The organism is Actinomycetospora chibensis (genome assembly GCF_028737215.1).
GTDB classification, from domain to species: Bacteria; Actinomycetota; Actinomycetes; order Mycobacteriales; family Pseudonocardiaceae; genus Actinomycetospora; species Actinomycetospora chibensis.
In genome coordinates this window covers 23,681-48,030 of the sequence record NZ_JAQZAM010000003.1, presented here as the reverse complement: position 1 = coordinate 48,030, position 24,350 = coordinate 23,681, and the positions used below count along the sequence as shown (strand labels likewise).

Genomic DNA, 24,350 nt, shown 5'->3' with positions numbered 1-24,350 from the left:
GACAGGAGCCGGTCTCATGAGCACCTCCCGGGCGGCGGGGACGGCCGTCGTGGACGGCCTCGGCGCGCTCGGGTGCAGCGACCTCGCCGATCCCGCCCGGCTCGAGGCCCTCGCCGACGCGGGTCTGTCGGCCGCCCCGGACCCCGACATGGAGCTGTTCGCGGGCCGGGTCCGGCGCTGGCTCGGGGTGCCCATCGGCCTCGTCACGCTGGTGACGCCCGAGGAGCAGGTCTTCCCGGGAGCGGCCGGGCTCCCGCCGGACCTCACCGAGCGGCGCCGCACCCCGCTGACCCACTCGTTCTGCAAGCACGTCGTGATGACGGCGCAGCCGCTGGTGGTCGAGGACGCGCGAGAGCACGAGCTCGTCGCCGACAACCCCGCGATCACCGACCTCGGCGTGATCGCCTACGCCGGGATGCCGCTGACCGACGGCGCGGGCAACGTCCTCGGCTCGCTGTGCGCCGTCGACGTCGTGCCGCGCCGGTGGGATCCGGGACAGCTCGACGCGCTCGAGGACCTCGCCCGCATGTGCTCGGTCGCCCTGCGGCTGCGCCTAGCCACGGTCGACGCCGACCGCGAGCGCCGGCGGCGCGACGAGCTCGACGTCCGCCTGCGCGAGCAGCTGCAGCACCGCACGACCGTGAACCACGTCCTGCAGCGGGCGATGCTCTCGACGCTGCCGCGGATCGAGGGCCTCACGATGTCGGCGCACTACGCGCCGGCCGACAGCCGCGAGGACGTCGGCGGCGACTGGTACGACGTCACCCGCCTTCCGGCGACCTCCGGGACCACCACCGACGTCGTCCTGTCCGTCGGCGACATCGCCGGACACAGCCTCTCGGCGGCCACCGAGATGGGCCAGGTGCGCTCGATGCTGCGCCAGGCCGCGTGGGACCGGCGCGGCGAGCCGCCGTCGGTCGTCGTCGCCGCCTTCGAGGACGCGAACGCCGCCGTCGGTCCCCGGGCGCGCGGGACGCTCGTGGTCGCCCACCTGCGACGGGAGTCCGACGGCACCTGGTCGATGGCGTGGAGCAACGCCGGTCACCCGCCGCCCGTGCTGGTGGTGCCCGGGGGTTTCCCGGAGGCGCTCGGCGCGCCCGACCCGATGTTCGGGTTCCCCCACCTGCTCCCCAGCCACCGCGTGGACGAGTGTGTGGCCGTCCCGGCGGGCTCGCTCGTGGTCCTCCACACCGACGGGCTCATCGAGCGCCGCGGCGAGGATCTCGACGTCGGCTCCGCCCGCCTGCTCGACGCCCTGCACCGGATGTGCGACGACGACGTCGCGACGATGCCCGAGAGACTCGTCGCCGAGCTCTCGCCCGGCGAGGACGACGTCGTGGCGCTCGCTGTCCGCGTGGGCGGTGCGGGCTGACGCCGCGCTGTCGGGGGCGTCTCCTAGCGTGCGGGGTGCCGACCGCGGGAGGGTCCGATGGCACTGGAGTGGAACGCGCTGCTGCGCGATCAGGTCGACTGGCTGTGGGCGTACCAGTGGCGGCCGCGCCTGGACGGGCTCACCGACGAGCAGTACTTCTGGGAGCCCGCGCCCGGCGCCTGGAGCGTGCGGCCCCGGGCCGAGGCGACCAGCGCCATGGCCGCCGGCACGGGTGACCTCGTGATCGACTTCGAGTTCCCCGCCCCCGAGCCGCCGCCGGTCACCACCATCGCGTGGCGGCTCGGCCACATCGTCGTCGGCGTCCTCGCGATGCGGGTCGCGGGCCACTTCGGGGGCCCGCCGGTCGACTACGGCAGCCATCGCTACGCCTCCACCGCGCAGGAGGCCGTCGCGCAGCTCGACGAGGCCTACGCCGCGTGGACGGCCGGGGTACGCGGGCTCGGGGAGGCCGGGCTGGCCGAGCCGTGCGGACCCAGCGAGGGCCCGTTCGCCGAGGAGCCGATGGCGACGCTCGTCCTGCACATCAACCGCGAACTGCTCCACCACGGCGCCGAGATCGCGCTGCTGATGGACCTGTACGACGCCCGCTCCGGCTGAGGCGCGGCACTCCGGCATCATGGCGTCGATGGCCACCGGGACGGCGGACGCGACCGACACTCTGCCGTCGTCCGGGCCCACGTCGGACGGCCGACCCTCGGGTCGGGTGCCGCTCGGCATCGGTGCCGGGCTCGCGGCGACGCTGCTCGTCGTCCTCGCGCTACGGCTGTTCTCGGGTCGCCCGCTCGGCGTCGAGGACAACGGCGACGGCTACCGCCTCTTCTGCGGCGCGGGGCTCACCCCGCTGACGGCGGACGGCTACGCGAGCTGGCGCGGCGGCTGGACCACCGACTTCGCCGTCGGCCCACCGACCTGTCCCGACCCGGTGCCCTCGTCGGCCCTGGTCATCGCGCGGGCGACCACCCTCGTGAGCGGCGGGACCTGGTCGCCGACGGCGCTCGGCTGGGCCTACGCCGTGCTCGTCGGGCTGGTGGTGGGGCTCGCGGCGTGGGCGGCGTCGGCGGGCGGACGACGCCGCGGCCTCGCGGTGGCCGTCCCGGTGCTCCCCCTCGCGGCCGCGACCTTCCCCCGGTTCTTCGTCTCCACCTACAGCGAGCCCGCGGGCCTGCTCGGCTGCGTCACCACGGCCGTCGGCGTCGCCGCCCTGCTCGTCACCCGCCGCGAGCACCGTGCGGAACGAGTGGTGGCGCTCGTGCTCACCGCGGCCGGCGGTCTGGTGGCCACCACAGCGAAGGTCGCCTACATCCCGGTGCTCGCCGCCGCGATCGGAGTGTGCGCGCTCGTCGCGGTCGGGGTCCGCCGACCGCACCGGGTCGGACCCGCCATCGCCGTGGTCACGGCGTTGCTCGCCGTCGCCCCGGTGCTCGCCGCGCTGGAGCGCCAGGCCCAGTTCTACGCGCCGGTCAACGCCCACAACCTGGTCTTCACGACCACCCTGCTCGAGATGGGCCCGACGGCGACGAGCGCGCTGGGCCTGCCGCCCGAGGCCGCGGCGCTGACCGGCAACGGCTACTTCAACGGCCCCCCGCGCCCCGACGGGGTCGCGTGGTGGGAGGGCGCAATCCTGCAGAGACCGTCCGAGACCCGGAACGCGGCCCTGCTGCTGCTCGCCGAGCACCCGGCGACGGCGGCCCGGGCGGTGGGCGTGGGCCTGCAGGCCACGACGCTCGCCGATCTCCCGTACCTCGACTCGTCGCCGGCCACGTTCGAGGCCCCGTCGTCCCCCGACGGGCACCCCGGCTGGTCGGGCGCGCGCCAGCCCGACCTCGCCCAGGTCCTCGACGACACGCGGCGCCCCCCGTGGCTGCCCTCCGCGCTCGTCCTGCTGGCCCTGGTCGCGGCGGCCACCGCCCGGTGGCAGGGACGCGCGGCGCGCTGGTCCCTCGCGGCGGGCCTCGCCGCCGGCACGGCTCTCGCGCTCATCGTGGTGGCGGTCGCGGGCGACGGCTACTTCGAGATGTTCAAGCACGCGTGGCTCGCGGCCTACCTGCTCGCGGTCTCCGGGCTCTGCCTGGCGGGCGCCGCCGTGACCGCCCTGGCCGTCCCCCTGATCGCCCGCCGGAGCCGCGCCCGGGGAGAGGGCGCACAGGGGTAGGAAGGGATCGTGCGCGCCTACGGATTCCTCGCTGTCGGTGGTCCTGACCAGGAGGCGTTCCTCGACGTCCCGGTGCCCGACCCCGGACCGGGTGAGCTGCGGGTGCGGGTGCGTGCCGCCGGGGTGAACCCGGGCGACTTCCGGATGCGCCGCGGCGAGTACGGCAGCGTGGCGCCCGCGGTGCTCGGGCGGGAGGTCGCGGGCACGGTCACGGCGGTCGGTGAGGGCGTCAGCGGCTTCGCGGTCGGCGACGAGGTCTTCGGCGGCTGCCCCGGGATGGTCGGGGGCTGGGCCGAGCAGGCCCTCGTCACGGCCTCGTTCGCCGCGCACCGACCGCCGTCGGTCTCGGCGGAGGACGCCGCGGCGCTCCCGGTGGCCGCCGGCACCGCCTACGACGCGCTCACCACCCTCGCGCTGCCCGCGGGCGCCACGCTGCTCGTCAGCGGCGCGGGCGGCGGCGTCGGCATCCCGACCGTCCAGCTCGCGCGGGCACGCGGTCTGCGGGTGGTCGGCACCGCGAGCGCCGGCAAGCGGGACCTGCTGACCGAGCTCGGCGCGGTGCCCGTCACCGGCGGCGAGGGCGTCGCCGACCGCGTCCGCGCGGTCGCCCCCGACGGCGTCGACGGCGTGTTCGACCTGGTCGGCGGGGACGCCCTGCGCGCCGTCGCCCCGCTGGTCGACCCCGCGCGCCTGGCCTCGGTGGCCGACAAGCCGCTGGTCGCCGAGCTCGGGGGTCGCGACGTCCCCCGCGACCGCAGCACGGCTGTGCTCGACGCCCTCGCCGCGCTGGTGGCGAGCGGCGATCTCGATCCCTGGGTGCGCACGGTGCTCCCGTTCGAGCGGACCGCCGAGGCGCTCGCCACGGTCGAGGACGGGCACGTCCTCGGCAAGGTCGTGGTCACGATGGACCCCGCCTGACCTCTCCCTGACCGCCCCGAGAAGGAGATGTCACGGACCGCGAACGACACGCGTGCCGTTTCACTCCAACGAGTGGCGCATCACCCCGTCGAGCGCCTCGTGACTCCGATCGATACGCGCGCCTCGTCCGTTCGGACGCCCTCCGAGGGCTGATCGTTCGACTGAGTCGACGTTCAGTGAATGCACCCTCGATGAACGAACGCTCACCGGATCGGGAGACTCCTGTCGTGCCGCGATCGCCGCGGCGACCGATCGAGAGGGGAACCCACCATGACCCGACTGCAGCGTCTCGTCGCCGCGACGGCCCTGGCCGGCGCCGGCAGCCTCGCCCTGTCCGGCGTGGCGAGCGCGAGCGAGTCGCACTCCCACGGGGACGAGGGGCACTCCACCCGGAGCGACCACAAGGGCCTCGTCGGCGGCCTCGTCGGCGCCGGCGGCGAGCTCGCCGAGGGCGTCGGCGGCCTCGTGGGCGGCGTCAACGGCGCCGTCGGCAGCGTGCTGGGGAGCGACGCCGTCGGCGACGTCGTGGACGGCCTGGTGTAGGTCCGGGCCGTCCGCTGCCGGTCCTCCGCTCGGGGGAGCGGGACGGGCAGCGACGAACCGGGGCGGGTCCCGGTGGCGCTGGAACCGCCACCGGGGCCCGCCGCGTCGATCGTCCCGGAGGCTCAGCGGTGCGGGCGACCCTCGTCGGAGGGCGACTCCTCCACCGACCCGGGCGCGCTCCAGGGCTCGGCCTCGTCGGCGCGGCCCGGGGCCAGGCGCCGCAGCAGGTGGTAGCCCGCGACGACGACGATCGTGCCCAGCGCGATCCCGGACAGCGATCCGCCGCCGAGGGTCAGAGCGACGTCCCCGATGCCGATGACGATCCCGGCCGCGAGCGGCACGAGGACCTCCGGGCGGGCGAAGTCGACCTTGTTCTCCACCCAGATCCGCGCGCCGAGCAGGCCGATCATCCCGTAGAGCACCACGGTGATGCCGCCGAGCACCCCGCCGGGCGTCGCCGCGACGACGGCCCCGAACTTGGGGCAGAACCCGATCGCGATCGCGACGAGCGCGGCCACCCAGTACGCCGCGGTGGAGTAGACGCGGGTCGCGGCCATGACGCCGATGTTCTCGGCGTAGGTGGTGGTCGGCGAGCCGCCGACCCCGCCGGCGACGGCCGTCGCGATGCCGTCCGCGGCGAGCGCCCGGCCGAGGTAGGGGTCGAGGTCCTCGCGGGTCATGCTCGCGACGGCCTTGACGTGGCCGGTGTTCTCCGCGATCAGCGCGATGGCCACCGGGACGATCAGCAGGATCGCCGACGCGCTGAACGCCGGCAGGTGCAGGCCGGGCGCCTCGGGCGTGCCGAGCGGCAGACCGATCCAGGACGCGTCGGCGACGCCGGAGAGATCGACGCGCGGGTGGGTGGAGACGACACCGGACGCGTCGGGCCCGGTGATCGGCCCGAGCACCGCGTCGAGCAGGAGCGACAGGGCGAACCCGACGACGAGGCCGACCAGCACGCCGAGCCGTCCGACCATGCCCCGCCCGGCCACCGCCGTGATCATCACGACGAGCATGGTGATCAGCGCGACGAGCTCGTCCTGCGGCCAGTACGTGCCGGCGACGACCGGGGCGAGGTTGAAGCCGATGAGCATGACCACCGCGCCGGTGACCGCGGGCGGCAGGATCGCCGACACCGTCCGCGCGCCACCGAGGTGCACCGCGAGCCCGACGAGGGCGACGACCACGCCGCACACCGCGATCGCCCCGGTGACCTCGGCGCTGGTGCCCCCGTCCGCGCGCACCGCGGCGACGACGCCGACGAACGAGGCGCTCGTCCCGAGGTAGCTCGGCACGCGGCCGCGCGTCATCAGCAGGAACAGGATCGTCGCGAGCCCGGAGAGCAGGATCGCGAGGTTGGGGTCGAGCCCCATGAGCACGGGGAAGACGAACGTCGCCCCGAACATGGCCAGGACGTGCTGCGCGCCGAGGCCGACCGTGCGCCCCCACGACAGCCGCTCCTCGGGCCGCACCACCTCACCGGGCGCGGGCGCCCGCCCGTCACCGTGGACCGTCCATCCCCTGATCACGGGCGACAGGCTAGGGCGTCGCCACGTGAAGGAAATGGGTCGCCATGGCGACCCATTTCGCACTCACGTGCGCGGCACGCGCATCCCGTCCAGCAGGAGGCCGAGGTAGCGGGGCCAGCGGCCCTCCCCGTCGGTGTGGCCCTCGGCGGTGACGACGGCCATGTGCACGACGGTCGGCAGGTCCTCGGGCACGAGGTCGTCGCGCACCACCCCCGCGGCCTGCCCGCGGCGCAGCAGCTCGCCGAGCGGGGCCAGCGTGCGGGCGGCGAGCTCGGGGGTGAACGCGCCGGTGGCCTTGGCGGCCGCGAGCAACGCGCGGTGACGGGTCACCCCGTCGACCAGACCCTCGAGCACCCCGACCAGCGCCGCCCACGGGTCGCCGACCTCGGCGGCGCGGGCGAGCAGGGGCTCGACGAACTCGGCGACGTAGTCCTCGAGCACCGCGGCCACGAGCTCGTCCCGTCCGGCGAAGCGGCGGTAGAGCGTCGACGGCGCCACGCCGGCCCGCCGAGCGACCTCCTCGAGCGCCACGTCCGGGCCTCCGACCTCGATGGCCGTCCGGGCGGCGGCGAGGATCGCGGCGTGGTTACGCGCGGCGTCGGCGCGCAGGGGACGGTCCGCACGCACGAGCGGATCGGACGGCGCGGACATCGGCGACACCGTATCGCCCGCGCTCAGTCGTCGACGAGCTTCAGCGCGCCCGACGGGCACTGGGCGACGGCGTTGCGAACCTCGCCCACCTGGTCCGCCGACGGCTCCTCCTGGAGCACCAGGACGACGGCGTCGTCGTCCTGGTCGAAGACGTCCTCGGCGGCGAGCACGCAGTTGCCCGCGCCGATGCACGCCTCACGGTCGGCCTGGATGCGCATGGGTTCTCCCTCGGTGGTGGTGGGTCACCAGGTGACGGGCAGCGCACGCAGTCCGTGCACGATGGTGGCCGAGCGGAACTCGATCTCCTCGAACGGGATGCCCGGTGCGAGCGTCGGGAAGCGCCGGAACAGGGCGGGGAACGCCACGGCCATCTCGGCGCGGGCCAGCGGCGCGCCCAGGCAGTGGTGCACGCCGTGCCCGAACGCCACGTGCGGGGCGATCGCGCGGGTGACGTCGAGGTCGTCGGGGTGCTCGACCACCGCGGGGTCGCGGTTGGCGGCGGGCAACGAGAGCACGAGGACCTCCCCCGCGGCCACCGGCACGTCGCCGACCGTCGTGTCGTGCCGGACGGTGCGCGGGATCCCGGAGTGCACCACCGACAGGAAGCGCAGCAGCTCCTCGATGGCGGGGGCGACGGCGCCCGGCTCGTCGCGCACGAGGGCGAGCTGCTCCGGCGCGCGGAGCAGGGCGAGGGTGCCGAGCCCGAGCATGTTCGCGGTCGTCTCGTGCCCCGCGATGAGCAGCAGGGACGCGATACCGATCAGCTCGGAGCGCGCGAGGTCGTCGCCGTGCTCGCGCACGAGCATGCCGAGCATGTCGTCCCCGGGCGCGGTCCGCGCCCGGTCGACCAGCTCGCCCATGTAGGTGCGCGACTCCGCGGCCACCCGCCCGCGCTCCTCCAACGGCAGGCTGAGGTCGACCTGGCGGGCCGCACGGCCCTGGAACTCGGCGCGGTCGTCGTACGGGACGCCGAGCAGCTCGCAGATGACCAGGCTTGGCACCGGCAGCGCGAAGGCGCTCACGAGGTCGGCGGGCGGCCCGGCCGCGGCCATCGCGTCGAGGTGGTCGTCGACGATCTCGACGATGCGCGGTTCGAGGCGCCGGATGCGCTTGACGGTGAACTCGCCGGTGAGCAGCCGGCGCAGCCGTGTGTGCTCGGGCGGGTCGGTGGCGAGCAGGTTCCCGGCGCGCGGGTCGATCCCGTCCTCGGGCATCGGCAGGCGAGGCAGGCCGGTGTTGGTGAAGCGCTCGGCGTCGCCGAGCACCTCGCGCACGTCGGCGTAGCGCGTCACGAGACGGGCGGGGGTGCCGAACCCCGTGCGGATCGCGATCAGGCCCGGCTCGTCGCGCGCCGCCTGCGTCTCCGGCACCGGCGCGAACCGGTCGCGCTGCATGTGGCGGGGAACCGGAGGAGCCCCGTCGGTGCTCGTGCTCATCGTCGGAACCGTACGCCAAGTGGGAGTGTGCTGCCGGTTTGGCCGCGGACCCCGCGAGGCACACGAGCGACATGAGCGAGAGCACCGAGCGGGTCGTCCTGGTCACCGGCGCGGCCCGGGGGCTGGGCGTGGAGATCGCCCGCCAGCTGGTGGACACCGGGCACCTCGTGGTGGTCGGGGCGCGCGACGCGGAGGCGGGCGCCGCGGTGGCGAAGCAGCTGGGCGAGCGGGCGTGGGCGCTGCACCTCGACGTCACCGACCCGGAGTCCGTGCAGGCCGCGGTCGAGGCGGTCGACCGTCGCCACGGACGCCTCGACGCGCTGGTCAACAACGCGGCGGTGCACTTCGACCCCGGCGCCGACCCCGTCACCGAGGACCTCGACGTCGCCGACGGCGCCTGGCGCACCAATGTCCTCGCGCCGTGGCGCCTCACGCAGGCCTTCGTGCCGCTCCTGCGCGCCGGCAGCGACGCGGTGATCGTCAACGTGACCAGCGGGCTCGGCTCGCTCGCGCGCATGGGCGCGCACTCGCCCGCCTACAGCGTCTCGAAGGCCGGGATCAACGCGCTGACCCGCGTGTTCGCCGACGCCCTGACCCGCGACGGCATCACCGTGCACGCGGTGTCCCCGGGCTGGACCGCCACCGACATGGGCGGCTCGGGCGGGCGGCCGGTCGCCGAGGGCGCGGGCGGGATCGTCGACGTCGTCCGCTCCCCCGGTGCCGCCCCCTCCGGCTCGTTCCTCCAGGACGGCGAGCACGTGCCCTGGTGACCTGTGAGCGATGTTCGGGGCTATAGGCCCGAACATCGCTCACGTGCCCAGGCTGCGCGCGACCTCCACGAAGTGGGCCACGGCGGGCGAGCGGTCGGCGCGGCGCCAGGCGACCTGCAGCGCGACCATCGGCACCGGCCCCGAGAGCGGGCGGAACACCACACCCGGCGGCCGCAGGTTCGCGTAGTACGCCGGCTGCAGCGACACCCCGAGCCCCGCGGCGACGAGCCCGAGCTGGGTCTCGATGTCGGCGCCCTCGGCGACGATGCGCGGGCTGAAGCCGTGCTCGCGGCAGTAGCTCGTGATGATGTCGAAGAACGCCGTGCCCAACGAGCGCGGCCACAGCACGAACGGCTCGTCGGCCAGCAGCGCGGGGTCGATCTCGTCCTGCTCGGCGAGCGGGTGGTCCCCGGGCAGCGCGGACAAGAGGGGCTCCGAGACGAGGTGCTCGACCTCCACGGCGGCCGTCGCCGACGCGGCGCGCACCAGCCCCACGTCGAGACGACCGTCGGCGAGGGCGACGATCTGAGCGGCCGTGTCCTGCTGGGAGACCTCGAGCTGCAGGTCGGGGAACGACGCCCGCATCGCCCGCAGGATCTGCGGCGTGATGGAGGCCAGCGCCGTGCCCACCGACCCGACGACCAGCAGCCCCACCGCCCCGTCCGCCGCCTGCGTGACCAGCGACTGCGCCCGCTCGGCCTCGAACAGCACGCGCGGCGCTGCATCGAGCAGCACCCGCCCGGCCGGGGTCAGCTCGGTGGCGCGGCTGGAGCGGTCGAACAGCGCGGCGCCGAGCGTCTTCTCCAGCGCGCGGATCTGCTGCGAGAGCGCCGGCTGGCTGACGTGCAGGCGCCGGGCCGCGCGGCTGAAGTGCAGCTCGGAGGCCACGATGAGGAACACCCGCAGCTGCCGGAGCTCGACGTCCATGACCTCGATAGTGCCCCGCGCGGGTGGCATAAGTCCGCCCTGATGACAGCAGAGGCAGGGGTGATCGCAGATCCACACCGCGCGACCGGGTGAGCGGTGACGCTGGGGACACATCCGAGAACCGACCCGGAGTGATCACCGTGCACAGCTCACGAACCCGGCCCGACCGCCGCCTCGTCGTCATCGGCTGCGGCGGCCTCGGCTCCGCCGCCACCTACTGGCTCTCCCGGGCCGCCGGGGGTCGCGTCCTCGCCCTCGAGCGGCACGGCCTCGGGCACGACCACGGCGCGAGCCAGGACCACTCGCGGATCATCCGCTACGCCCAGCACCAGGACGCCTACGCCGTCCTCGCCCCCGCCGCCTACGCCGCCTGGCGCGACGTCGAGCGCGTCTCGGCCCAGACGCTCGTGACCGAGACCGGCGGGCTCGTCATCGAGGACGTCGAGGCGCGCTCGGGCCTCGACACCGGGGGGCGCAACCTCGGCGGGTATGCGGCCGTGGCCGACCGGCACGGCGTCGACTTCGATCTCCTCGACGCGCGCGGCATCGAGGCGCGCTGGCCGCAGTTCCGCCTCGCCGGCACCGAGCAGGCGATGTACCAGCGGCGCACCGGCATCGTCGACGCGGCCCGCGCCAACGCCACCCACGTCGCCCTCGCCCGCGGGCACGGTGCGGAGATCCGCGAGCACTCCCCCGTGCGCGCCCTGCACCCCACCCGCGACGGCGTCGAGGTCGTGCTCGACGACGAGGTCGTCCGCGCCGAGCACGTCGTCGTCACCGCCGACGCGCGCACCAACGAGGTGCTCGACGGCCTGGTCGAGATCCCGCTGACGGTCCTGCAGGAGCAGGTGACCTACTACGCGACCCCGAACCTGCTCGACTTCTCGCCCGCGCGGTTCCCGGTGTTCATGTGGCACGGCGCGGACAACTTCTACGGCTTCCCCGTGTACGGCGAGGTCGCCACGAAGCTGGGCCAGCACATGGGCGGGAACGAGGTCACCGCCGACTCCCGCACGTTCGAGCCCGACCCGCTGCGCCAGAAGCGCCAGGAGGCGTTCCTCGCCGAGCACCTGCCCGGCTTCGGCGGCCCCGAGCTGTACACGAAGACCTGCCTGTACACGATCCCGCCCGACCAGCACTACGTGATCGACAGCGTGCCGGGCGAGCCCCGGGTCAGCGTCGGGGTCGGGGCCGGGCACGCGTTCAAGTTCGCGTCGCTGATCGGCAAGATCCTCGCCGACCTCGCGACGACGGGCGGCACGCGGCACCCCATCGGCGCGTTCGGTCTCGACCGACCCGCGCTGACCGACCCGACCTGGGGGCGGGCCTTCCATGTCTGACCTGGTCACGCGTTCCCCCGGGTGGTCGCTGCCGCAGGCGGCCTACACCGACGCCGACGTCTTCGCCGCCGACCTCGACCGCGTCTTCGCCGCGCACTGGCTCTTCGCCGGGCACACCGGCGAGCTCGACGCCGCCGGCCGCTACCTCACCGTCGACGTCGGCCGCGACCGCGTGATCGTCGTCCGCGGCGAGGACGGCGTCCTGCACGCCCACCACGACGTCTGCGCCCACCGCGGCTCGCGGGTGACCTCGGAGCCGCGAGGCCGGGTCAAGGCGTTCGTGTGCCCCTACCACCAGTGGGTCTACGCCCTCGACGGCTCGCTGCGCGCGGCCCGGCTGATGGGCGACTGCTTCGCCACCGCCTCCCACCGGCTCGCCCCGGTGGCGGTCCGCGAGGTCGCCGGCCTGGTGTTCGTCTGCCTCGCCGACGCGCCGCCCGACTTCGGCGCCTTCGCCGCCGCTCTCGAGCCGCGGCTCGGTCCGCACGGGCTCGCCGACGCGCGGGTCGCCGTGCGCCAGCGCTACCGCGTGGCCGCGAACTGGAAGACGCTCGTCGAGAACAACCGCGAGTGCTACCACTGCGCGGGCAGCCACCCCGAGTTCTCGCTGTCGAACTTCGACGTCGGCATGAACGGCGACGTCCGCACCAACCCCCGCTACGACCGCGCGCTCGCCGCCGCCCGCGCCCGCTGGAGCGCGCAGGGCCTGCCCGGCGAGGACGTCAACTTCCCCGCCGGCGCCTGGTACCGCGTCGCCCGCCTGCCGCTGCGCGACGGCTTCGTCTCGGAGACCCTCGACGGCCGCCCGCTCGCCCCGCCCATGGGCCGGCTCACCGACCCCGACGTCGGCAGCCTGCGCGTGGTGTCGCTGCCCAACCTCTGGGCCCACGCCAACGGCGACTACGCGATGACCACCCGCCTGACGCCCGTCGACGCCGGCACCACGGACGTCGAGCTCTGCTTCCTCGTCGCCCGCGACGCCACCGTCGACGAGGACGCGATGACCGCCGTGTGGCGGGCGACCTCCGAGCAGGACTGGGCGCTGTGCGAGGCGAACTACGCCGGCATCGCGTCGCGGGGCTACCGTCCCGGGCCGCTCTCCCCGGTGGTCGAAGCCTCGGTCGAGGGGTTCCTCGACTGGTACGTCGACGCCCTCGCCGATCCCCCACACGCCCGCTCCGCCTGATCTCCGAGTCCCCATCGGGTGGTCGTCGCGGCTCGATGGCGTGACGGCCCTCCCTCCTGTGGGCGTCGAGACCGACACTCGGCGGCGTCATCGGGTGGACGACGTGTCGGGGGTGCGGCGATGGGCCGGCGATCGGTGGGCCGGCGCTCGGTGGTGGTGGCGGCGCTCGTCGGGGCCGCGCTCGTCCTCGGGTCCGCGTCCGCCACCGGCGCGCCGGGGAGCAGCCCCGCGAGCGGCGGCGACGGGACGCGACGGGTCGCGCTCGGCGACTCCTGGGCCGCCGGGACGGCCGCGGGCGACGTCGAGGCGGCGTCCGGCACGTGCCGGCGCAGCCCGCGCGCCTACCCCGCGGTCGTCGCCCGGGCCGCCGGCGAGACCTCGTGGACCTCGCGGGCGTGCGCGTCCGCGACGGGCGGCGGGAACGGCCAGTTCACCTCGCTCGGCCCGGCGACCGAGGTCGTCACGGCCACCGTCGGCGCCGACGCGACAGGGCTCGGAGCGCTGGCGGCCGCCTGCTCGGCGACGGGCACCGCCACACGGTGCGACGGCGCGACGACCCGCTTCGACCGCGCGCTCGCCACGCTCTCGCCTGCGCTCGACGCGTCGCTCGCCGACATCCGGAAGCGCGCGCCGCGCGCTGCGGTCACCGTCACCGGCTATCCCCTGCTCGCCGAGGGACGGGCGTGCCCGAGCGGCCCCGCCGACGCGGCCCGGGCCGCCCGCCTCGACGACGCCGTCACGCGCCTGGACACCGCGCTCGCCGACCGCGTGACCGCGGCCGGGATGCGTTTCGTCGACGTCCGGTCCGCGTTCGCCGGGCACGGGGTGTGCGCCCCGGACCCCTGGCTCACCCCGCTGACCGGCCCCGATCCGCTCCTGGCCGGCGGCGCCACCGCGACCGGGCACGCGCTCGGCGTCCTGCCCGCCCTCGCCGCGACCGCCCCCACGACGCCCGCCCCCACGCGGCCGGCGACGCCCCCGTCCGACGGGCGCCGCGACGAGCCGCCGGCCCCGCTCTTCCCCGGCTGAGCCCGTTCTGGGCCCGGCCGATGCCGGGGTCAGCCGAAGACCTCGAACGACACCCGCGCCGACCCGTCCTCGCCGCCGGTGGTCATCAGGACGACCTCGCGGGCCTGCTCCTCCACCGGCCGCGGGTCCAGGGCGGCCAGGTAGGCGCGGTGCTCGGCCAGCGACGCGATCGCGACGTCGCGACACCCGGTGACGTCCACGGCGTGCGTGGGCTGCGGGGAGGCGGCGACGGCGACGTGCCGGACGCCGGACCAGGTCTCGAAGCCCTCGTCGATGAGCTCGCGGAACACCCACTCGTTGCCGGCGTCCCCCACCGCGTCGAGGGCCGCCCGGCCGACCGCACGGTGGTCGGCGCTGTTCCACGTGCCGGGGCCGAAGATGTCGCGGTGGTTGCTGACCACCACCAGCTGCGGGCGGGCCCGCCGGATCTCGCGGGCGAGGTCGCGCCGCAGGTCGAGCCCCTCCGTGACCACGCCGTCGCGATGACCGAGGAACCGGACGTCGTGCACCCCGACCGCCGCGGCGCTCGCGCGCTCCTCGGCCTCGCGCAGCGGGCCGGCGACCTCCGGCGAGGTGCCGGCGATGCCCGCCTCGCCGCGGGTCGCGAGCACGTACGACACCGAGCGCCCCGCGGCGGTCCAGGCCGCGACGGCGGCGTTCGTCCCGTACTCGAGGTCGTCCGGGTGGGCCGCGATCGCGAGGGCACGCGACCAGTCGTCGGGCAGGGGCGGCAGGTCGTTGCTCATGGTGTGCAGCCTGGGACCTCGACCTTGCTCCAGGTCAAGAGGCGTTCATCCCAGGAGGGCCACGAGCCGCCGCGGCGCGACCTGCCGGTAGGCGTCGGTGACCACCTCGCGGACCTCGCCCCAGTCCGGCCCCTGCGGCTCGACGTCGAGCCGCAGCCCCAGCCAGCCGCGGTGACCGACGTAGGGCGGGACGAAGAACCGGTCGGGCTCCGCCGTCACCATCTCCTCCTGCGCGCCCTCGGGGGCGGCGACCCAGAGGCAGAGGTACTCGTCGCCGTGGTGGCGGCCGACGTAGCTGGCGAACATCCTGCGCACGAACCAGCTCGGCGTGCCGTGGCTGATCTTCTCGGTGACCTCGGGCAGGGCGACGCACACGGCCCGCAGCCCGTCGATCAGCTCGTCGGCGTCCACGCGCGCATCGTGGCCCGCGGCGGACCGGCTACGCCAGCAGCGAGCCGACCAGGATCGACAGGACGAACACGGCCAGGATGATCACCGTCGCCACCCGCACCCAGGGCCGGTGCGGGGTGGGCGTCGAGGGCTCGGAGACGCCCTCGGTGGGGTCGCTGCGCTCGTCGGGCCGCGTCATCGGCATTCCTCACGGAAAAGGGACGGATCGGACACCGTCGAGGCTACCGGCCTGTTGCGGCCCGGCTCGGGGCCACGGGGACCTCGCCGCTCGCGTGACGTCCCGACGGCGGCTCGGCACGGTGCCGGCGCGGGCCGTCGGGGTCCTCGTCGGCCGACCGGTGCCGGGCCGGGCGCGGCACCGGGACGTCCCCGGTGGCGGCGTGCCGGCTCCGGGTGACCCGGAGCGGGCCGGACACGGGCGACGGCCCCCGGGGGGTGGGGGCGGCTGCGGCGAGGGCGGCCGCGGCCGCCGCCTCGGCCCGGACGCGCCGCAGGTCGTCGAGCGAGGCGATGGAGGTCGGGGCGGCCGGCTCCTCCTCGACGTCCGGTGCCGCGGGGACACGCGGGGGGGTGGGCAGTGGACCGGGCCGGGAGCCGGAGGCGGGCCGCGACGGGCCGAACGACAGCGCCGAGGCGAAGCCGGCGGGGGTGGCCGACCCGGACCTCGGGGTCGGACTCGCGGCGGCGCGCACCGTGAACGCGTCGGTGGTCTCCTCGGGCGCCGGGGTCGCGACGAGCTTCGGGGCCGGCTTCGGGGTGGGCCGTGCGGTCGCAGGGGTGGGGACGGCGGGGGTCGCCGCCGGGGTCGAACGGGGCGCCGGCCGGCGGGCGCGGATCGCCACCCGCGAGGTCTCGGTCGCGACGGGTGCGGGACGGGCAGGCCGGACGGCCTCGGTCGTCGCTGCGGGGCGGAGGGCTCCGGTCGCCGGTGCGGGGCGCGCGGTCGCGGTCGCCGTGGCGGGAGCCGCCGGAGCCGCGCGCCCGGTGCGAGCCGCCGCCGACGCGGTGGCGGGCTCGACCGCCTCGGCGCGGTCGGCCTCCCGGTCGGCCGCCTTGCGGGTCACGTCGGTCTCCTTGCCCACCGCCGTGCCGCCCGCCCGCTCCGCCGCCGGACGGGGCCGGGCGGGGCGCACGGGGACCGGCACGATCTCCTCGATCGGCGCGGGCACCGCCGCCGGGGCGGGAGCGGGCGCCCGGCGGCCACGGATCATCTGGCCCGCCGCGGAGATCAGGTAGGCGACGCCGACGAGACTCCAGAACGAGAGCACGAGGAGTTGCACGACCGTCGGCGGGTCGCTGATCATGGCCAGCTGCACGCCCGCGACGCCGAGCCCGGCCACGCCGAGCACGAGCGCGAACCGCGAGCGCGTCGTCATCTGCCAGCGGGGCCGCGGACGAGCGACGGATCGAGATGCGCTCCGCTTCGTCTCCCGGCCCACACATACCTCCTCGACGGATCGGACGACCCGCACCTTACGGACATGACGAACACGGGAAGGCCGACGCACCGTCCGGGTTCCCCCGCCACGGACGGGGCACGTGTCACCCTCCTGGGTGAGGCATCGAACGCGGAGGGCGAAACGTAACGGTCAGGTCGCGGCCTGACAGGTCGCGCACCAGAACAAATTCCGGGCTGCGTGCGTACGGCGGCTGACCTCCGTGCCACACACCCGACAGGGCTGGCCCGTCCGGCGGTACACGTAGACCTCCCGGCCGCAGCCGCGGCCGTGCGGCTCGTCGGGGGCGTGACCACAACCACGGTGGTCGGGGCGCACGGTGTCGATCGCACCGCGGCGCACACCGTCGGCGAGCAGGTCGGAGAGATCGGCCCAGACGGCGTCGAAGCGTTCCCGTCCGAGCTCCCGGCCCGGCAGCAGCGGGTCCAGGCCGTGTCGGAAGAGGACCTCGGCCCGGTAGACGTTGCCCACGCCCGCGATCACCGACTGGTCCATGAGCAGGGTGGCCAGCGGAGCCTTGGACCGGCCGATCCGCCGCCAGGCCGCCTCGGGGTCGGCGTCGTCGCGCAACGGGTCGGGGCCGAGCCGGGCCCGCACGCCGTCGACCTCGCCCTCGGTGAGCACCTCGCAGGCGATCGGGCCGCGCAGGTCCGCCCAGTGCGTCGGCCCGACGAGGCGCATCCGCACCTGACCGCGGGGCGGCGTCACGTCGCCGGTGTGCATCGTGAACTTGCCGTAGAGCCCGAGGTGGACGTGCACGACCAGGTCGTCGGCGTAGACGTGGAACAGGTGTTTGCCGTACGCGTCCACGGCGCGCAGCTCCCGGCCGTCCACGAGCTCGGCGTCCCGGCTGAAACGGCCCTGCGGGGACGACACGGCCACCTCGTGGCCCACGAACCGCCGGGTGTGGGTGCGCGCGAGGCGACGGATGGTGTGGCCTTCGGGCACCGGGCCTGCCTACCCCGCGACCCGACCGGTCACTCCTGTGGCCATCAGTCCTGGGGAAGGGCCGGGGGCTCGCCGGTCTGCTCGTAGGCGGTGAGCATGTCGATGCGCCGCTGGTGACGCCCGCCCTCGAAGGCCGTCGCGAGGAACGCCGTGACGATCTCGGTCGCCTCCTCCGCGGTGTGCATCCGCGCGCCGACCGAGACGACCTGGGCGTCGTTGTGCTTGCGCGCGAGCTGCGCGGTCTCGACGTTCCACGCCAGGGCGGCGCGGCAGCCCGGCACCTTGTTGGCCGCGATCTGCTCGCCGTTGCCCGAGCCGCCGATGACGACGCCGAGGGCCTCGGGGGACGCGACGGTGCGGCGCCCGGTCTCCACGCAGAACGGGGGGTAGTCGTCGACGGGGTCGAACTCCTCGGGCCCGACGTCGACGACGTCGTGACCCGCCTTCGCGAGCTCGCGCAGCAGATGGGCCTTGAGCTCGAACCCCGCGTGGTCCGATCCGACGAAGACGCGCACACCGCGCAGTCTGTCAGGTGTGAGACACGCCGCCGCAGGGGTAGTGGACGGCGGCTCGGAAACATTGCCGTGACACACCGATCGTAAGTTGGCCCGTTATGGGAACGCGACCGACGGACCGCCGCCTGACCCCCGCGGGCGAGGTCGTGATGGGTGTCGAGGAGGAGTTCCACCTCGTCGACCTGGAGTCCCGGTCGGCAGTGCCCCGCGTCCCGGAGCTGCTCGACGAGCTGCAGGCCCTGGACGGCGAGGCGTTCGCCCCGGAGCTCAAGCCCTCGATCATCGAGACGAACTCCCAGCCGACGTCGGACCTCGCCGACCTGCGCACCGATCTCGTCCGACTGCGCGGGATGCTCGCGAACATCGCCGATTCCCACGGTCTCGGCGTGGTCGGGGCGGGCAGCGTCCCACTGATCGACGGCTCCGCCGAGGGCATCACCCCGTCGCCCCGCTACGAGCGGATGCGCGACGAGTACCAGATGCTCGCCTTCGAGCAGCAGATCTGCGGCACCCAGGTGCACGTCGACGTCCCCGACCGTGATGCGGCGGTCGCGGTGATGCAGCACAGCGCGCCGTGGCTGCCGGTCCTGCTCGCACTCTCGTCGAGCTCGCCGTTCTGGAAGAACGAGGACACCGGCTACGCCAGCTCCCGCACGCTGGCGTGGCACCGGTGGCCGACCGCCGGTCCCCCGGCCCCGCTGCGCGACGCCGCCGACTACGACGCCCTGATCGCCGACCTGCTCGCCTCGGGGACGATGTCCGACCCCGGCATGGTCTATTTCGACATGCGTCCGTCGGCGCACCAGGCCACCGTCGAGGTGCGCATCTGCGACGCCAGCCCCAGCGTCGACGGCGTGGTGCTGATCGCCGGGCTCTCCCGGGCGCTCGTACGCCACGGGGTGCGCGCGCACGTCGAGGGCCGGCCGATGCCGCAGTACCGCCCCGAGCTGCTGCGCGCCGCGAGCTGGCGGGCGGCGCGCTCCGGCCTCGAGGGCGACCTCGTCGACGTCCCCGGCCGGGACCTCGTGCCCCCGTCACGGGCGGTGCGCCTCATGCTCGAGCACCTCGCCGACGACCTGGACGAGGCCGGCGACCGCGACGTCGTCGAGGAGCTGGCCCTCGAGGCCCTCGCCCGCGGCAGCTCCGCGGCCCGTCAGCGCCAGCGCGCCAACCGCAACGGCAACCTCGAGGCCGTCGTCGACATGCTCCTCGCCGAGACCCGGGGCGCGCCGGACTCGCCGGTGGACGCGCCGGTCTCAGAGACGGTCGCGCCGGTCCTGCTCGGCGACTACGCGCCGCCCGCCTACGACGAGGCCGTCGCCGAGGACGGCACCGTCCGCCCCGCGTACTCGTGGCTGATCTCGACGCTCGAGCGGATCGGCCCGCCCGGGCTGCTCGTCCACGAGAAGAGCCGCGACGCCGAGCAGCGCGCCCGCGGCATGGTCTTCCCCCAGGCCGACGACGACGAGCGCCTCTTCCCCCTCGACCTGGTGCCCCGCCTCATCACCCCCGGCGAGTGGGAGACCCTCACCGAGGGCCTCATCCAGCGGGCGCGCACCTGCGAGGCATTGCTGCAGGACCTGCACGGCGAGCGCGCCTGCCTGCACGACGGCGTGCTGCCCGAGGACGCGCTGCGCTGGCTGCCGCAGCCGCACGAGACCGCGATGAACCTGCACCCCGGGGCCGTCCGGGCCCTGGTCAGCGGCCTCGACCTCGTCTGCGACGCCGCCGGCGAGTGGAAGATCCTCGAGGACAACCTGCGCATCCCCTCGGGCATCGGCTACGCGATGGCCGACCGCCGAGTCGTGCGCAGCGTCCTGCCGGAGCTCCAGGCCCCGAACGGCGTGCTCGACGCCGACGAGGGCCCGGCGATGCTGCGCGAGGCCCTGCTCGCGTGCGCCCCGCCGGCGGCGGGCCACGACCCCGTCCTCGTCCTGGTCACCGAGGGAACGACGGACTCGGCGCACTTCGAGCACCGCATGCTCGCCGAGGAGATGGGCGTGCCGCTGCTCACACCGGGCGACCTCCGCGCCGTGGCCGGGATGATCACCGTGGCCGCCACCGGGCGCCCGATCGACGTGATCTACCGGCGCATCGACGAGGAGGTGCTCTTCAGCGCGCCGGACGCCGAGGGGGTCCCCCTGGGCGATCCCGTCCGCGACGCCGTCCGCACCGGTCGCCTGACCCTGGCCAACGCGCCCGGCAACGGCCTCGTCGACGACAAGGGCGTCTACCCCTTCATCTCGTCGCTCACCGAGTACTACTTCGGCGAGAAGGCGACGCTCGCGGCCGTCCCGACCTGGTCGTGCGCCGATCCCGAGCAGCGCGAGTACGTGCTGTCCCACCTCGACCAGCTCGTCACCAAGCCTGTCGACGGGTATGGCGGGCAGGGCATCGTGGTCGGGCCCTACGCGAGCAGCCACGAGCTCGACGAGGTCGCGGCGGCGGTGCGCGCGCACCCCGCGGCGTTCGTCGCGCAGGAGACCATCCGGATCTCCACCCACCCGACGTTCACCGGCACGACGCTGGAGCCGCGCGTCGTCGACCTGCGGGCGTTCGTCGTCCTCGCGCCCACCCCGACCGTCCTCCCGACGCCGCTCACCCGGGTCGCGCCCGCCGACTCGCTCGTGGTCAACTCCTCGCGCGGCGGGGGCTCGAAGGACACCTGGATCCTGCGCTGACCAGCGCGTTTCCCCGACCGATCGTGACCGAGGAGGCCACACGTGTGCGGCATCGCCGGTGAGTTCCGCTTCGACGGCCGGGCGGCCGAGGTCGCCACCGTGCTGGACATGGCCCGGGTCCTCGAGCCCCGGGGGCCCGACGGCTGGGGTGTGGTCGGCCACGGGCCGCTCGCGCTGGCCCACCAGCGCCTGAAGATCATCGACCTGTCCGAGACCGGCGCCCAGCCGATGGTCGACTCCGACCTCGGCCTCACCGCGGTCTTCAACGGGATCATCTACAACTACAAGCAGCTGCGCGACGAGCTGCACGCCGAGGGCTACCGCTTCTTCTCCACATCGGACACCGAGGTGCTGCTCAAGGCCTTCCACCGGTGGGGCCCGTCGTGCGTCGAGCACTTCAAGGGCATGTTCGCGTTCGCGGTCTCCGACCGCCGCACCGGCGAGCTCGTGCTCGGCCGCGACCGCCTCGGGATCAAGCCCCTCTACGTCGCCCAGGTGCCGGGCGCGGTCCGTTTCGCGTCGTCACTGCCCGCGCTGCTGGCCGGCGGCGGGCTGAACACCGACGTCGACCGCGTCGCGCTGCACCACTACATGAGCTTCCACTCGGTGGTCCCCGCGCCGCGCACGATCCTGCAGGGCGTGCGGAAGCTCCCGCCCGCGACGATCCGCACGATCTCCCCCGACGGCGGCACCACCGACTGGACCTACTGGGAGCCCGAGTTCACGCGCGACGGCGACCGCTCCGCGCAGGAATGGGCGCAGACGGCGCTCGACTCGCTGCGCACCGCGGTCGAGCGGCGCATGGTCGCCGACGTGCCGGTCGGGGTGCTGCTCTCGGGCGGCATCGATTCCTCGATCGTCGTCGCCCTGCTCGCGGAAATGGGTCAGAAGGACCTCAAGACGTTCTCCATCGGCTTCGAGGCCGAGGGCGGCGAGTCCGGCGACGAGTTCGACTACTCCGACCTCGTCGCGAAGACCTACGGCACCGACCACGTGAGGTTCACGGTCCCCAAGCACGAGACCGACGACGCCCTGGCGGGGGCCGTCGCGGCGATGGCCGAGCCCATGGTCAGCCACGACGTCGTCGCCTTCTACCTGCTCTCCCGCGAGGTCTCGAAGTCGATCAAGGTGGTGCAGTCGGGCCAGGGCGCGGACGAGATCCTCGGCGGCTACGACTGGTACCCGCCGCTGGCCGGGGTCGCCCGCGACGCCGCGCTCGACTCGTACCAGAAGGCGTTCTTCGACCGCCCGCACTCCGAGGTCGCGCAGCTGCTCACCCCCGAGGCTCTCGTGGACGACGACGTCAGCCGCGCGTTCGTCGCCGAGCACTTCGGGCGGCCGGGGGCCGACTCCGCGGTGGACGCCGCGCTGCGCCTCGACACCACGATCATGCTCGTCGACGACCCCGTGAAGCGCGTCGACAACATGACGATGGCGTGGGGCCTCGAGGCGCGCGTGCCGTTCCTCGACCACGAGTTCGTCGAGACGATGGGCGCCTGCCCGCCGGAGTACAAGCTCGCCGACGGCGGCAAGGGCGTGCTCAAGGCGGCGGCGCGCGGCGTCCTGCCCGACGAGATCATCGACCGCAGGAAGGGCTACTTCCCGGTGCCGGCGATCCGCCAGCTCTCGGGCCCCGTCCTGGAGCGGGTGCGGGGCGCGCTGACCGACCCGGCCGCCACGTCGCGGGGCCTGTTCCGGCCCGACGCCGTGGCGACGATGCTCGACGACCCGAACTCGAGCCGCACCAACCTCGGCGCCAACGCGCTGTGGCAGGTGGCCCTGCTCGAGATGTGGCTGCAGGAGCACGGCATCACGTAGGTACCGTGCCCGCGACGGTGAATCGTGCTCAACCGAAGGAGGACGCGGGCCGGTGGACGAGTGGATCAGCGCCACACGCTGCTGGTCGCCCAGCCCCTCGCCGGACGGCACCACGATCGCCTTCGTCTGGGACGGGGACGGCCGGCCGCAGGTGCGCATGCATCGCCGGGCCACCGGCGAGGAGTGGTCGCTCGACACGGGTGACGAGCTCGTCTCGACCGTCCGCTGGTCGCCGGACGGGCTGTGGCTGGCGGTCGAGACCGCGCCCGACGGCGGCGAGCGCAGCAACGTGTGCATCGTCCGGCCGGACGGCAGCGACCTGCGGCCGGTCCGCGGGGTCGGCGACGGCGACCGCGGCGCGGTGACCCTCGACCGCTTCACCCACACCGGCTCGGTGCTGGCGATCACCGAGTCCGACTACGAGACCACCACCGCGTGGCTGGTCGACGCCGAGTCCTCCCAGCGCCAGCGGGTGGGCTCGGGGCACGCCCTGCAGATCCTCGACGTGAGCCGCGACCGGCGCCGGGTGCTGCTGCGCCGCGGTCGTCGCGGGTCACGCCACGTCGGCATCGTCGACCTCGACGGCACCGAGGGCTGGCACGAGATCGACTCCGGGCGCGGACCGGGCGGCCCGCCGGGTGCGGTCGAGCACCCGGTGGCGATCACCCGGGACTCCAGCGTGGTCGCCGGCCGGTTCTGCCCCGACGGCACCCAGATGTACCTGCTCACCGACGGCGGGCGCGAGCGCGCGGCGCTGGTCCGCGTCGACGTCGCGACCGACGCCCGGCCGATGACGCCCGAGGTGCTCGCCGAGCGCCTCGACGCCGAGCTCGAGCGCTTCGCCCTCACCGAGGACGCGATGGTCGCCGCGCTCGTGTGGAACGCCGAGGGGCGCAGCGAGGTCGACCTGCTCGACATCTCCTCCGGCAAGTCCCAGGCCTACGCCCCGCCCGGCGACGTCGTCACCAGCGCGGTCTTCAGCCACGACGGCGACTCCCTGGTCATGGGCATCCAGGCCCCCGAGGTGCCCGCCGCCGTGTGGTGCCACGAGCTCTCGTCGGACACCACCGCGCTGATCTGCCCGCAGGAGGAGCCGTCCTGGTCGCCGGGGCAGCTCGTGCACCCGACGCTCGAGGTCGTCACCACCCCCGACGGCCTGCGCCTGCCCGGGTGGCTCTACCGGCCGCGGGGCCAAGCGGGGCCCCTGCCCACGGTGATCTACTTGCACGGGGGGCCGGAGGCGCAGGAGCGCCCCGTGTTCACCCCGCTCTACCAGCACCTGCTCGCCCGGGGCATCGCCGTCTACGCGGCCAACGTGCGCGGCTCCTCGGGGTTCGGGCGCTCGTTCGTCAACGCCGACAACGGCGCGGGCCGCTTCGCGGCGATCCGCGACGTCGCGACGTGCGTCGAGCACCTCGTCGACGCCGGTGTCTCCGATCCCGCGCGGGTCGGCGTCATGGGCCGCTCCTACGGCGGCTATCTCACCCTCGCGGCGCTGGTGAACCACCCCGAGCTCTTCGCGGTCGGCATCGACGTGTGCGGCATGGCCGACTTCGAGACGTTCTTCGCGCGCACCGAGCCGTGGATCGCCGACGCCGCGGTCGGCGAGTACGGCCACCCGATCCACGACCGCAACCTGCTCCGCGAGCTCTCCCCCGTGCACCGCATGGATCACCTGCGCGCTCCCCTGCTGGTGATCCACGGCAAGTTCGACACCAACGTCCCGGTGCACGAGGCCGAGCTCGCCGTCCACGGCGCCAAGGCCGCCGGCGTGCCGATGAAGTACCTGCTCTTCGACGACGAGGGCCACGAGATCCAGCGCACCGAGAACCGCGTGCGCTTCATCCACGAGTGCGTGGACTGGCTCTGCACGCACTTCGGGACGTCCTCGTCCTGACGC

The 24,350-nt window shown here is 74.8% G+C and carries 23 protein-coding genes; 12 read left to right on the top strand and 11 right to left on the bottom strand.

All coding sequences use genetic code 11. From position 1 onward, the window contains the following. Positions 1–16: 16 nt before the first annotated feature. The 5 genes from PH189_RS04865 to PH189_RS04845 all read left to right on the top strand — a co-directional run bounded on the left by PH189_RS04865 (position 17) and on the right by PH189_RS04845 (position 5,006). Positions 17–1,372 carry a PP2C family protein-serine/threonine phosphatase gene (locus PH189_RS04865; protein WP_274187635.1) on the top strand — a complete coding sequence of 452 codons (1,356 nt, stop codon included), beginning with the start codon at positions 17–19 and terminating at the stop codon, positions 1,370–1,372. 57 nt (positions 1,373–1,429) lie between these two features. Continuing rightward, entirely contained in the window at positions 1,430–1,990 is a 561-nt protein-coding gene (locus tag PH189_RS04860; protein WP_274187634.1) for a DinB family protein, read from the top strand. A gap of 28 nt (positions 1,991–2,018) precedes the next feature. Further along, on the top strand, positions 2,019–3,545 hold the full coding sequence (gene wsfD, locus PH189_RS04855) for a glycan biosynthesis hexose transferase WsfD (protein WP_274187633.1): 1,527 nt from the start codon (positions 2,019–2,021) through the stop codon (positions 3,543–3,545). Positions 3,546–3,554: 9 nt separating this feature from the next. After that, positions 3,555–4,463, top strand: coding sequence for an NADP-dependent oxidoreductase (locus PH189_RS04850; RefSeq protein ID WP_274187632.1), 909 nt, complete (start codon positions 3,555–3,557; stop codon positions 4,461–4,463). A 270-nt stretch (positions 4,464–4,733) separates the two neighbouring features. After that, complete coding sequence (locus PH189_RS04845; protein ID WP_274187631.1) at positions 4,734–5,006, top strand: hypothetical protein; 273 nt, start codon at positions 4,734–4,736, stop codon at positions 5,004–5,006. Positions 5,007–5,128: 122 nt separating this feature from the next. Here the strand turns inward: PH189_RS04845 and PH189_RS04840 are convergent, their stop codons facing one another. The 4 genes from PH189_RS04840 to PH189_RS04825 are packed head-to-tail and all read right to left on the bottom strand — an operon-like array spanning position 5,129 to position 8,622. Beyond that, positions 5,129–6,544, bottom strand: coding sequence for a uracil-xanthine permease family protein (locus tag PH189_RS04840; protein ID WP_274187999.1), 1,416 nt, complete (start codon positions 6,542–6,544; stop codon positions 5,129–5,131). A 54-nt stretch (positions 6,545–6,598) separates the two neighbouring features. Beyond that, positions 6,599–7,186, bottom strand: a complete 588-nt coding sequence (locus PH189_RS04835) for a TetR/AcrR family transcriptional regulator (RefSeq protein WP_274187630.1) — start codon at positions 7,184–7,186, stop codon at positions 6,599–6,601. A gap of 23 nt (positions 7,187–7,209) precedes the next feature. Continuing rightward, positions 7,210–7,404 (bottom strand): ferredoxin, encoded by a 195-nt coding sequence (locus PH189_RS04830; RefSeq protein ID WP_274187629.1) that lies wholly within the window; start codon positions 7,402–7,404, stop codon positions 7,210–7,212. 24 nt (positions 7,405–7,428) lie between these two features. Then, complete coding sequence (locus PH189_RS04825) at positions 7,429–8,622, bottom strand: cytochrome P450 (RefSeq protein WP_274187628.1); 1,194 nt, start codon at positions 8,620–8,622, stop codon at positions 7,429–7,431. Between the two features lie 71 nt (positions 8,623–8,693). Here PH189_RS04825 and PH189_RS04820 point away from each other — a divergent pair, with 71 nt between their 5' ends. Then, on the top strand, positions 8,694–9,392 hold the full coding sequence (locus PH189_RS04820; RefSeq protein WP_274187627.1) for an SDR family NAD(P)-dependent oxidoreductase: 699 nt from the start codon (positions 8,694–8,696) through the stop codon (positions 9,390–9,392). A gap of 39 nt (positions 9,393–9,431) precedes the next feature. Here PH189_RS04820 and PH189_RS04815 read toward each other — a convergent pair whose 3' ends face one another. After that, entirely contained in the window at positions 9,432–10,319 is an 888-nt protein-coding gene (locus tag PH189_RS04815) for a LysR family transcriptional regulator (protein WP_274187626.1), read from the bottom strand. Between the two features lie 140 nt (positions 10,320–10,459). On the opposite strand from PH189_RS04815, the gene solA reads away from it, so the two are divergent. The 3 genes from solA to PH189_RS04800 all read left to right on the top strand — a co-directional run bounded on the left by solA (position 10,460) and on the right by PH189_RS04800 (position 13,874). Beyond that, entirely contained in the window at positions 10,460–11,659 is a 1,200-nt protein-coding gene (gene solA, locus PH189_RS04810) for an N-methyl-L-tryptophan oxidase (protein ID WP_274187625.1), read from the top strand. Next, complete coding sequence (locus PH189_RS04805; RefSeq protein ID WP_274187624.1) at positions 11,652–12,845, top strand: aromatic ring-hydroxylating oxygenase subunit alpha; 1,194 nt, start codon at positions 11,652–11,654, stop codon at positions 12,843–12,845. Before solA ends, PH189_RS04805 begins: the two co-directional genes overlap by 8 nt. 120 nt (positions 12,846–12,965) lie before the next feature. Then, positions 12,966–13,874 (top strand): SGNH/GDSL hydrolase family protein, encoded by a 909-nt coding sequence (locus PH189_RS04800; protein WP_274187623.1) that lies wholly within the window; start codon positions 12,966–12,968, stop codon positions 13,872–13,874. Between the two features lie 29 nt (positions 13,875–13,903). Here PH189_RS04800 and PH189_RS04795 read toward each other — a convergent pair whose 3' ends face one another. The 6 genes from PH189_RS04795 to PH189_RS04770 all read right to left on the bottom strand — a co-directional run bounded on the left by PH189_RS04795 (position 13,904) and on the right by PH189_RS04770 (position 17,951). After that, a complete protein-coding gene (locus PH189_RS04795) occupies positions 13,904–14,620 on the bottom strand; it encodes a PIG-L deacetylase family protein (protein WP_274187622.1) in 717 nt (238 codons plus the stop codon). A 45-nt stretch (positions 14,621–14,665) separates the two neighbouring features. Beyond that, positions 14,666–15,031, bottom strand: a complete 366-nt coding sequence (locus PH189_RS04790) for an MmcQ/YjbR family DNA-binding protein (RefSeq protein WP_274187621.1) — start codon at positions 15,029–15,031, stop codon at positions 14,666–14,668. Between the two features lie 28 nt (positions 15,032–15,059). After that, positions 15,060–15,209, bottom strand: coding sequence for a hypothetical protein (locus PH189_RS04785; RefSeq protein WP_274187620.1), 150 nt, complete (start codon positions 15,207–15,209; stop codon positions 15,060–15,062). A 43-nt stretch (positions 15,210–15,252) separates the two neighbouring features. Then, positions 15,253–16,407 (bottom strand): hypothetical protein, encoded by a 1,155-nt coding sequence (locus PH189_RS04780; protein WP_274187619.1) that lies wholly within the window; start codon positions 16,405–16,407, stop codon positions 15,253–15,255. 213 nt (positions 16,408–16,620) lie between these two features. Then, positions 16,621–17,436: an Fpg/Nei family DNA glycosylase gene (locus tag PH189_RS04775; RefSeq protein ID WP_274187618.1), complete on the bottom strand. Its 816-nt coding sequence runs from the start codon at positions 17,434–17,436 to the stop codon at positions 16,621–16,623. 44 nt (positions 17,437–17,480) lie between these two features. Next, positions 17,481–17,951: a ribose-5-phosphate isomerase gene (locus PH189_RS04770; RefSeq protein ID WP_274187617.1), complete on the bottom strand. Its 471-nt coding sequence runs from the start codon at positions 17,949–17,951 to the stop codon at positions 17,481–17,483. A gap of 98 nt (positions 17,952–18,049) precedes the next feature. Between PH189_RS04770 and PH189_RS04765 the strand changes: the two genes are divergently transcribed. From PH189_RS04765 to PH189_RS04755, 3 genes are read left to right on the top strand one after another with little or no spacing between them, the layout of a single operon-like run. After that, positions 18,050–20,632, top strand: a complete 2,583-nt coding sequence (locus tag PH189_RS04765) for a glutamate--cysteine ligase (protein WP_274187616.1) — start codon at positions 18,050–18,052, stop codon at positions 20,630–20,632. Positions 20,633–20,674: 42 nt separating this feature from the next. Next, on the top strand, positions 20,675–22,450 hold the full coding sequence (locus PH189_RS04760; protein ID WP_274187615.1) for an N-acetylglutaminylglutamine amidotransferase: 1,776 nt from the start codon (positions 20,675–20,677) through the stop codon (positions 22,448–22,450). Between the two features lie 52 nt (positions 22,451–22,502). After that, positions 22,503–24,347: a S9 family peptidase gene (locus tag PH189_RS04755; RefSeq protein WP_274187614.1), complete on the top strand. Its 1,845-nt coding sequence runs from the start codon at positions 22,503–22,505 to the stop codon at positions 24,345–24,347. Positions 24,348–24,350 lie beyond the last annotated feature (3 nt).

Excerpts from the sequence above, each read along its gene's own strand:
- PH189_RS04865 (WP_274187635.1), top strand. The coding sequence starts at position 17 with ATGAGCACCTCCCGGGCGGCGGGGACGGCCGTCGTGGACGGCCTCGGC.
- PH189_RS04860 (WP_274187634.1), top strand. The coding sequence starts at position 1,430 with ATGGCACTGGAGTGGAACGCGCTGCTGCGCGATCAGGTCGACTGGCTG.
- wsfD (WP_274187633.1), top strand. The coding sequence starts at position 2,019 with ATGGCCACCGGGACGGCGGACGCGACCGACACTCTGCCGTCGTCCGGG.
- PH189_RS04845 (WP_274187631.1), top strand. The coding sequence starts at position 4,734 with ATGACCCGACTGCAGCGTCTCGTCGCCGCGACGGCCCTGGCCGGCGCC.
- PH189_RS04835 (WP_274187630.1), bottom strand. The coding sequence starts at position 7,186 with ATGTCCGCGCCGTCCGATCCGCTCGTGCGTGCGGACCGTCCCCTGCGC.
- PH189_RS04830 (WP_274187629.1), bottom strand. The coding sequence starts at position 7,404 with ATGCGCATCCAGGCCGACCGTGAGGCGTGCATCGGCGCGGGCAACTGC.
- PH189_RS04825 (WP_274187628.1), bottom strand. The coding sequence starts at position 8,622 with ATGAGCACGAGCACCGACGGGGCTCCTCCGGTTCCCCGCCACATGCAG.
- PH189_RS04820 (WP_274187627.1), top strand. The coding sequence starts at position 8,694 with ATGAGCGAGAGCACCGAGCGGGTCGTCCTGGTCACCGGCGCGGCCCGG.
- PH189_RS04815 (WP_274187626.1), bottom strand. The coding sequence starts at position 10,319 with ATGGACGTCGAGCTCCGGCAGCTGCGGGTGTTCCTCATCGTGGCCTCC.
- PH189_RS04805 (WP_274187624.1), top strand. The coding sequence starts at position 11,652 with ATGTCTGACCTGGTCACGCGTTCCCCCGGGTGGTCGCTGCCGCAGGCG.
- PH189_RS04800 (WP_274187623.1), top strand. The coding sequence starts at position 12,966 with ATGGGCCGGCGATCGGTGGGCCGGCGCTCGGTGGTGGTGGCGGCGCTC.
- PH189_RS04795 (WP_274187622.1), bottom strand. The coding sequence starts at position 14,620 with ATGAGCAACGACCTGCCGCCCCTGCCCGACGACTGGTCGCGTGCCCTC.
- PH189_RS04785 (WP_274187620.1), bottom strand. The coding sequence starts at position 15,209 with ATGACGCGGCCCGACGAGCGCAGCGACCCCACCGAGGGCGTCTCCGAG.
- PH189_RS04780 (WP_274187619.1), bottom strand. The coding sequence starts at position 16,407 with ATGACGACGCGCTCGCGGTTCGCGCTCGTGCTCGGCGTGGCCGGGCTC.
- PH189_RS04765 (WP_274187616.1), top strand. The coding sequence starts at position 18,050 with ATGGGAACGCGACCGACGGACCGCCGCCTGACCCCCGCGGGCGAGGTC.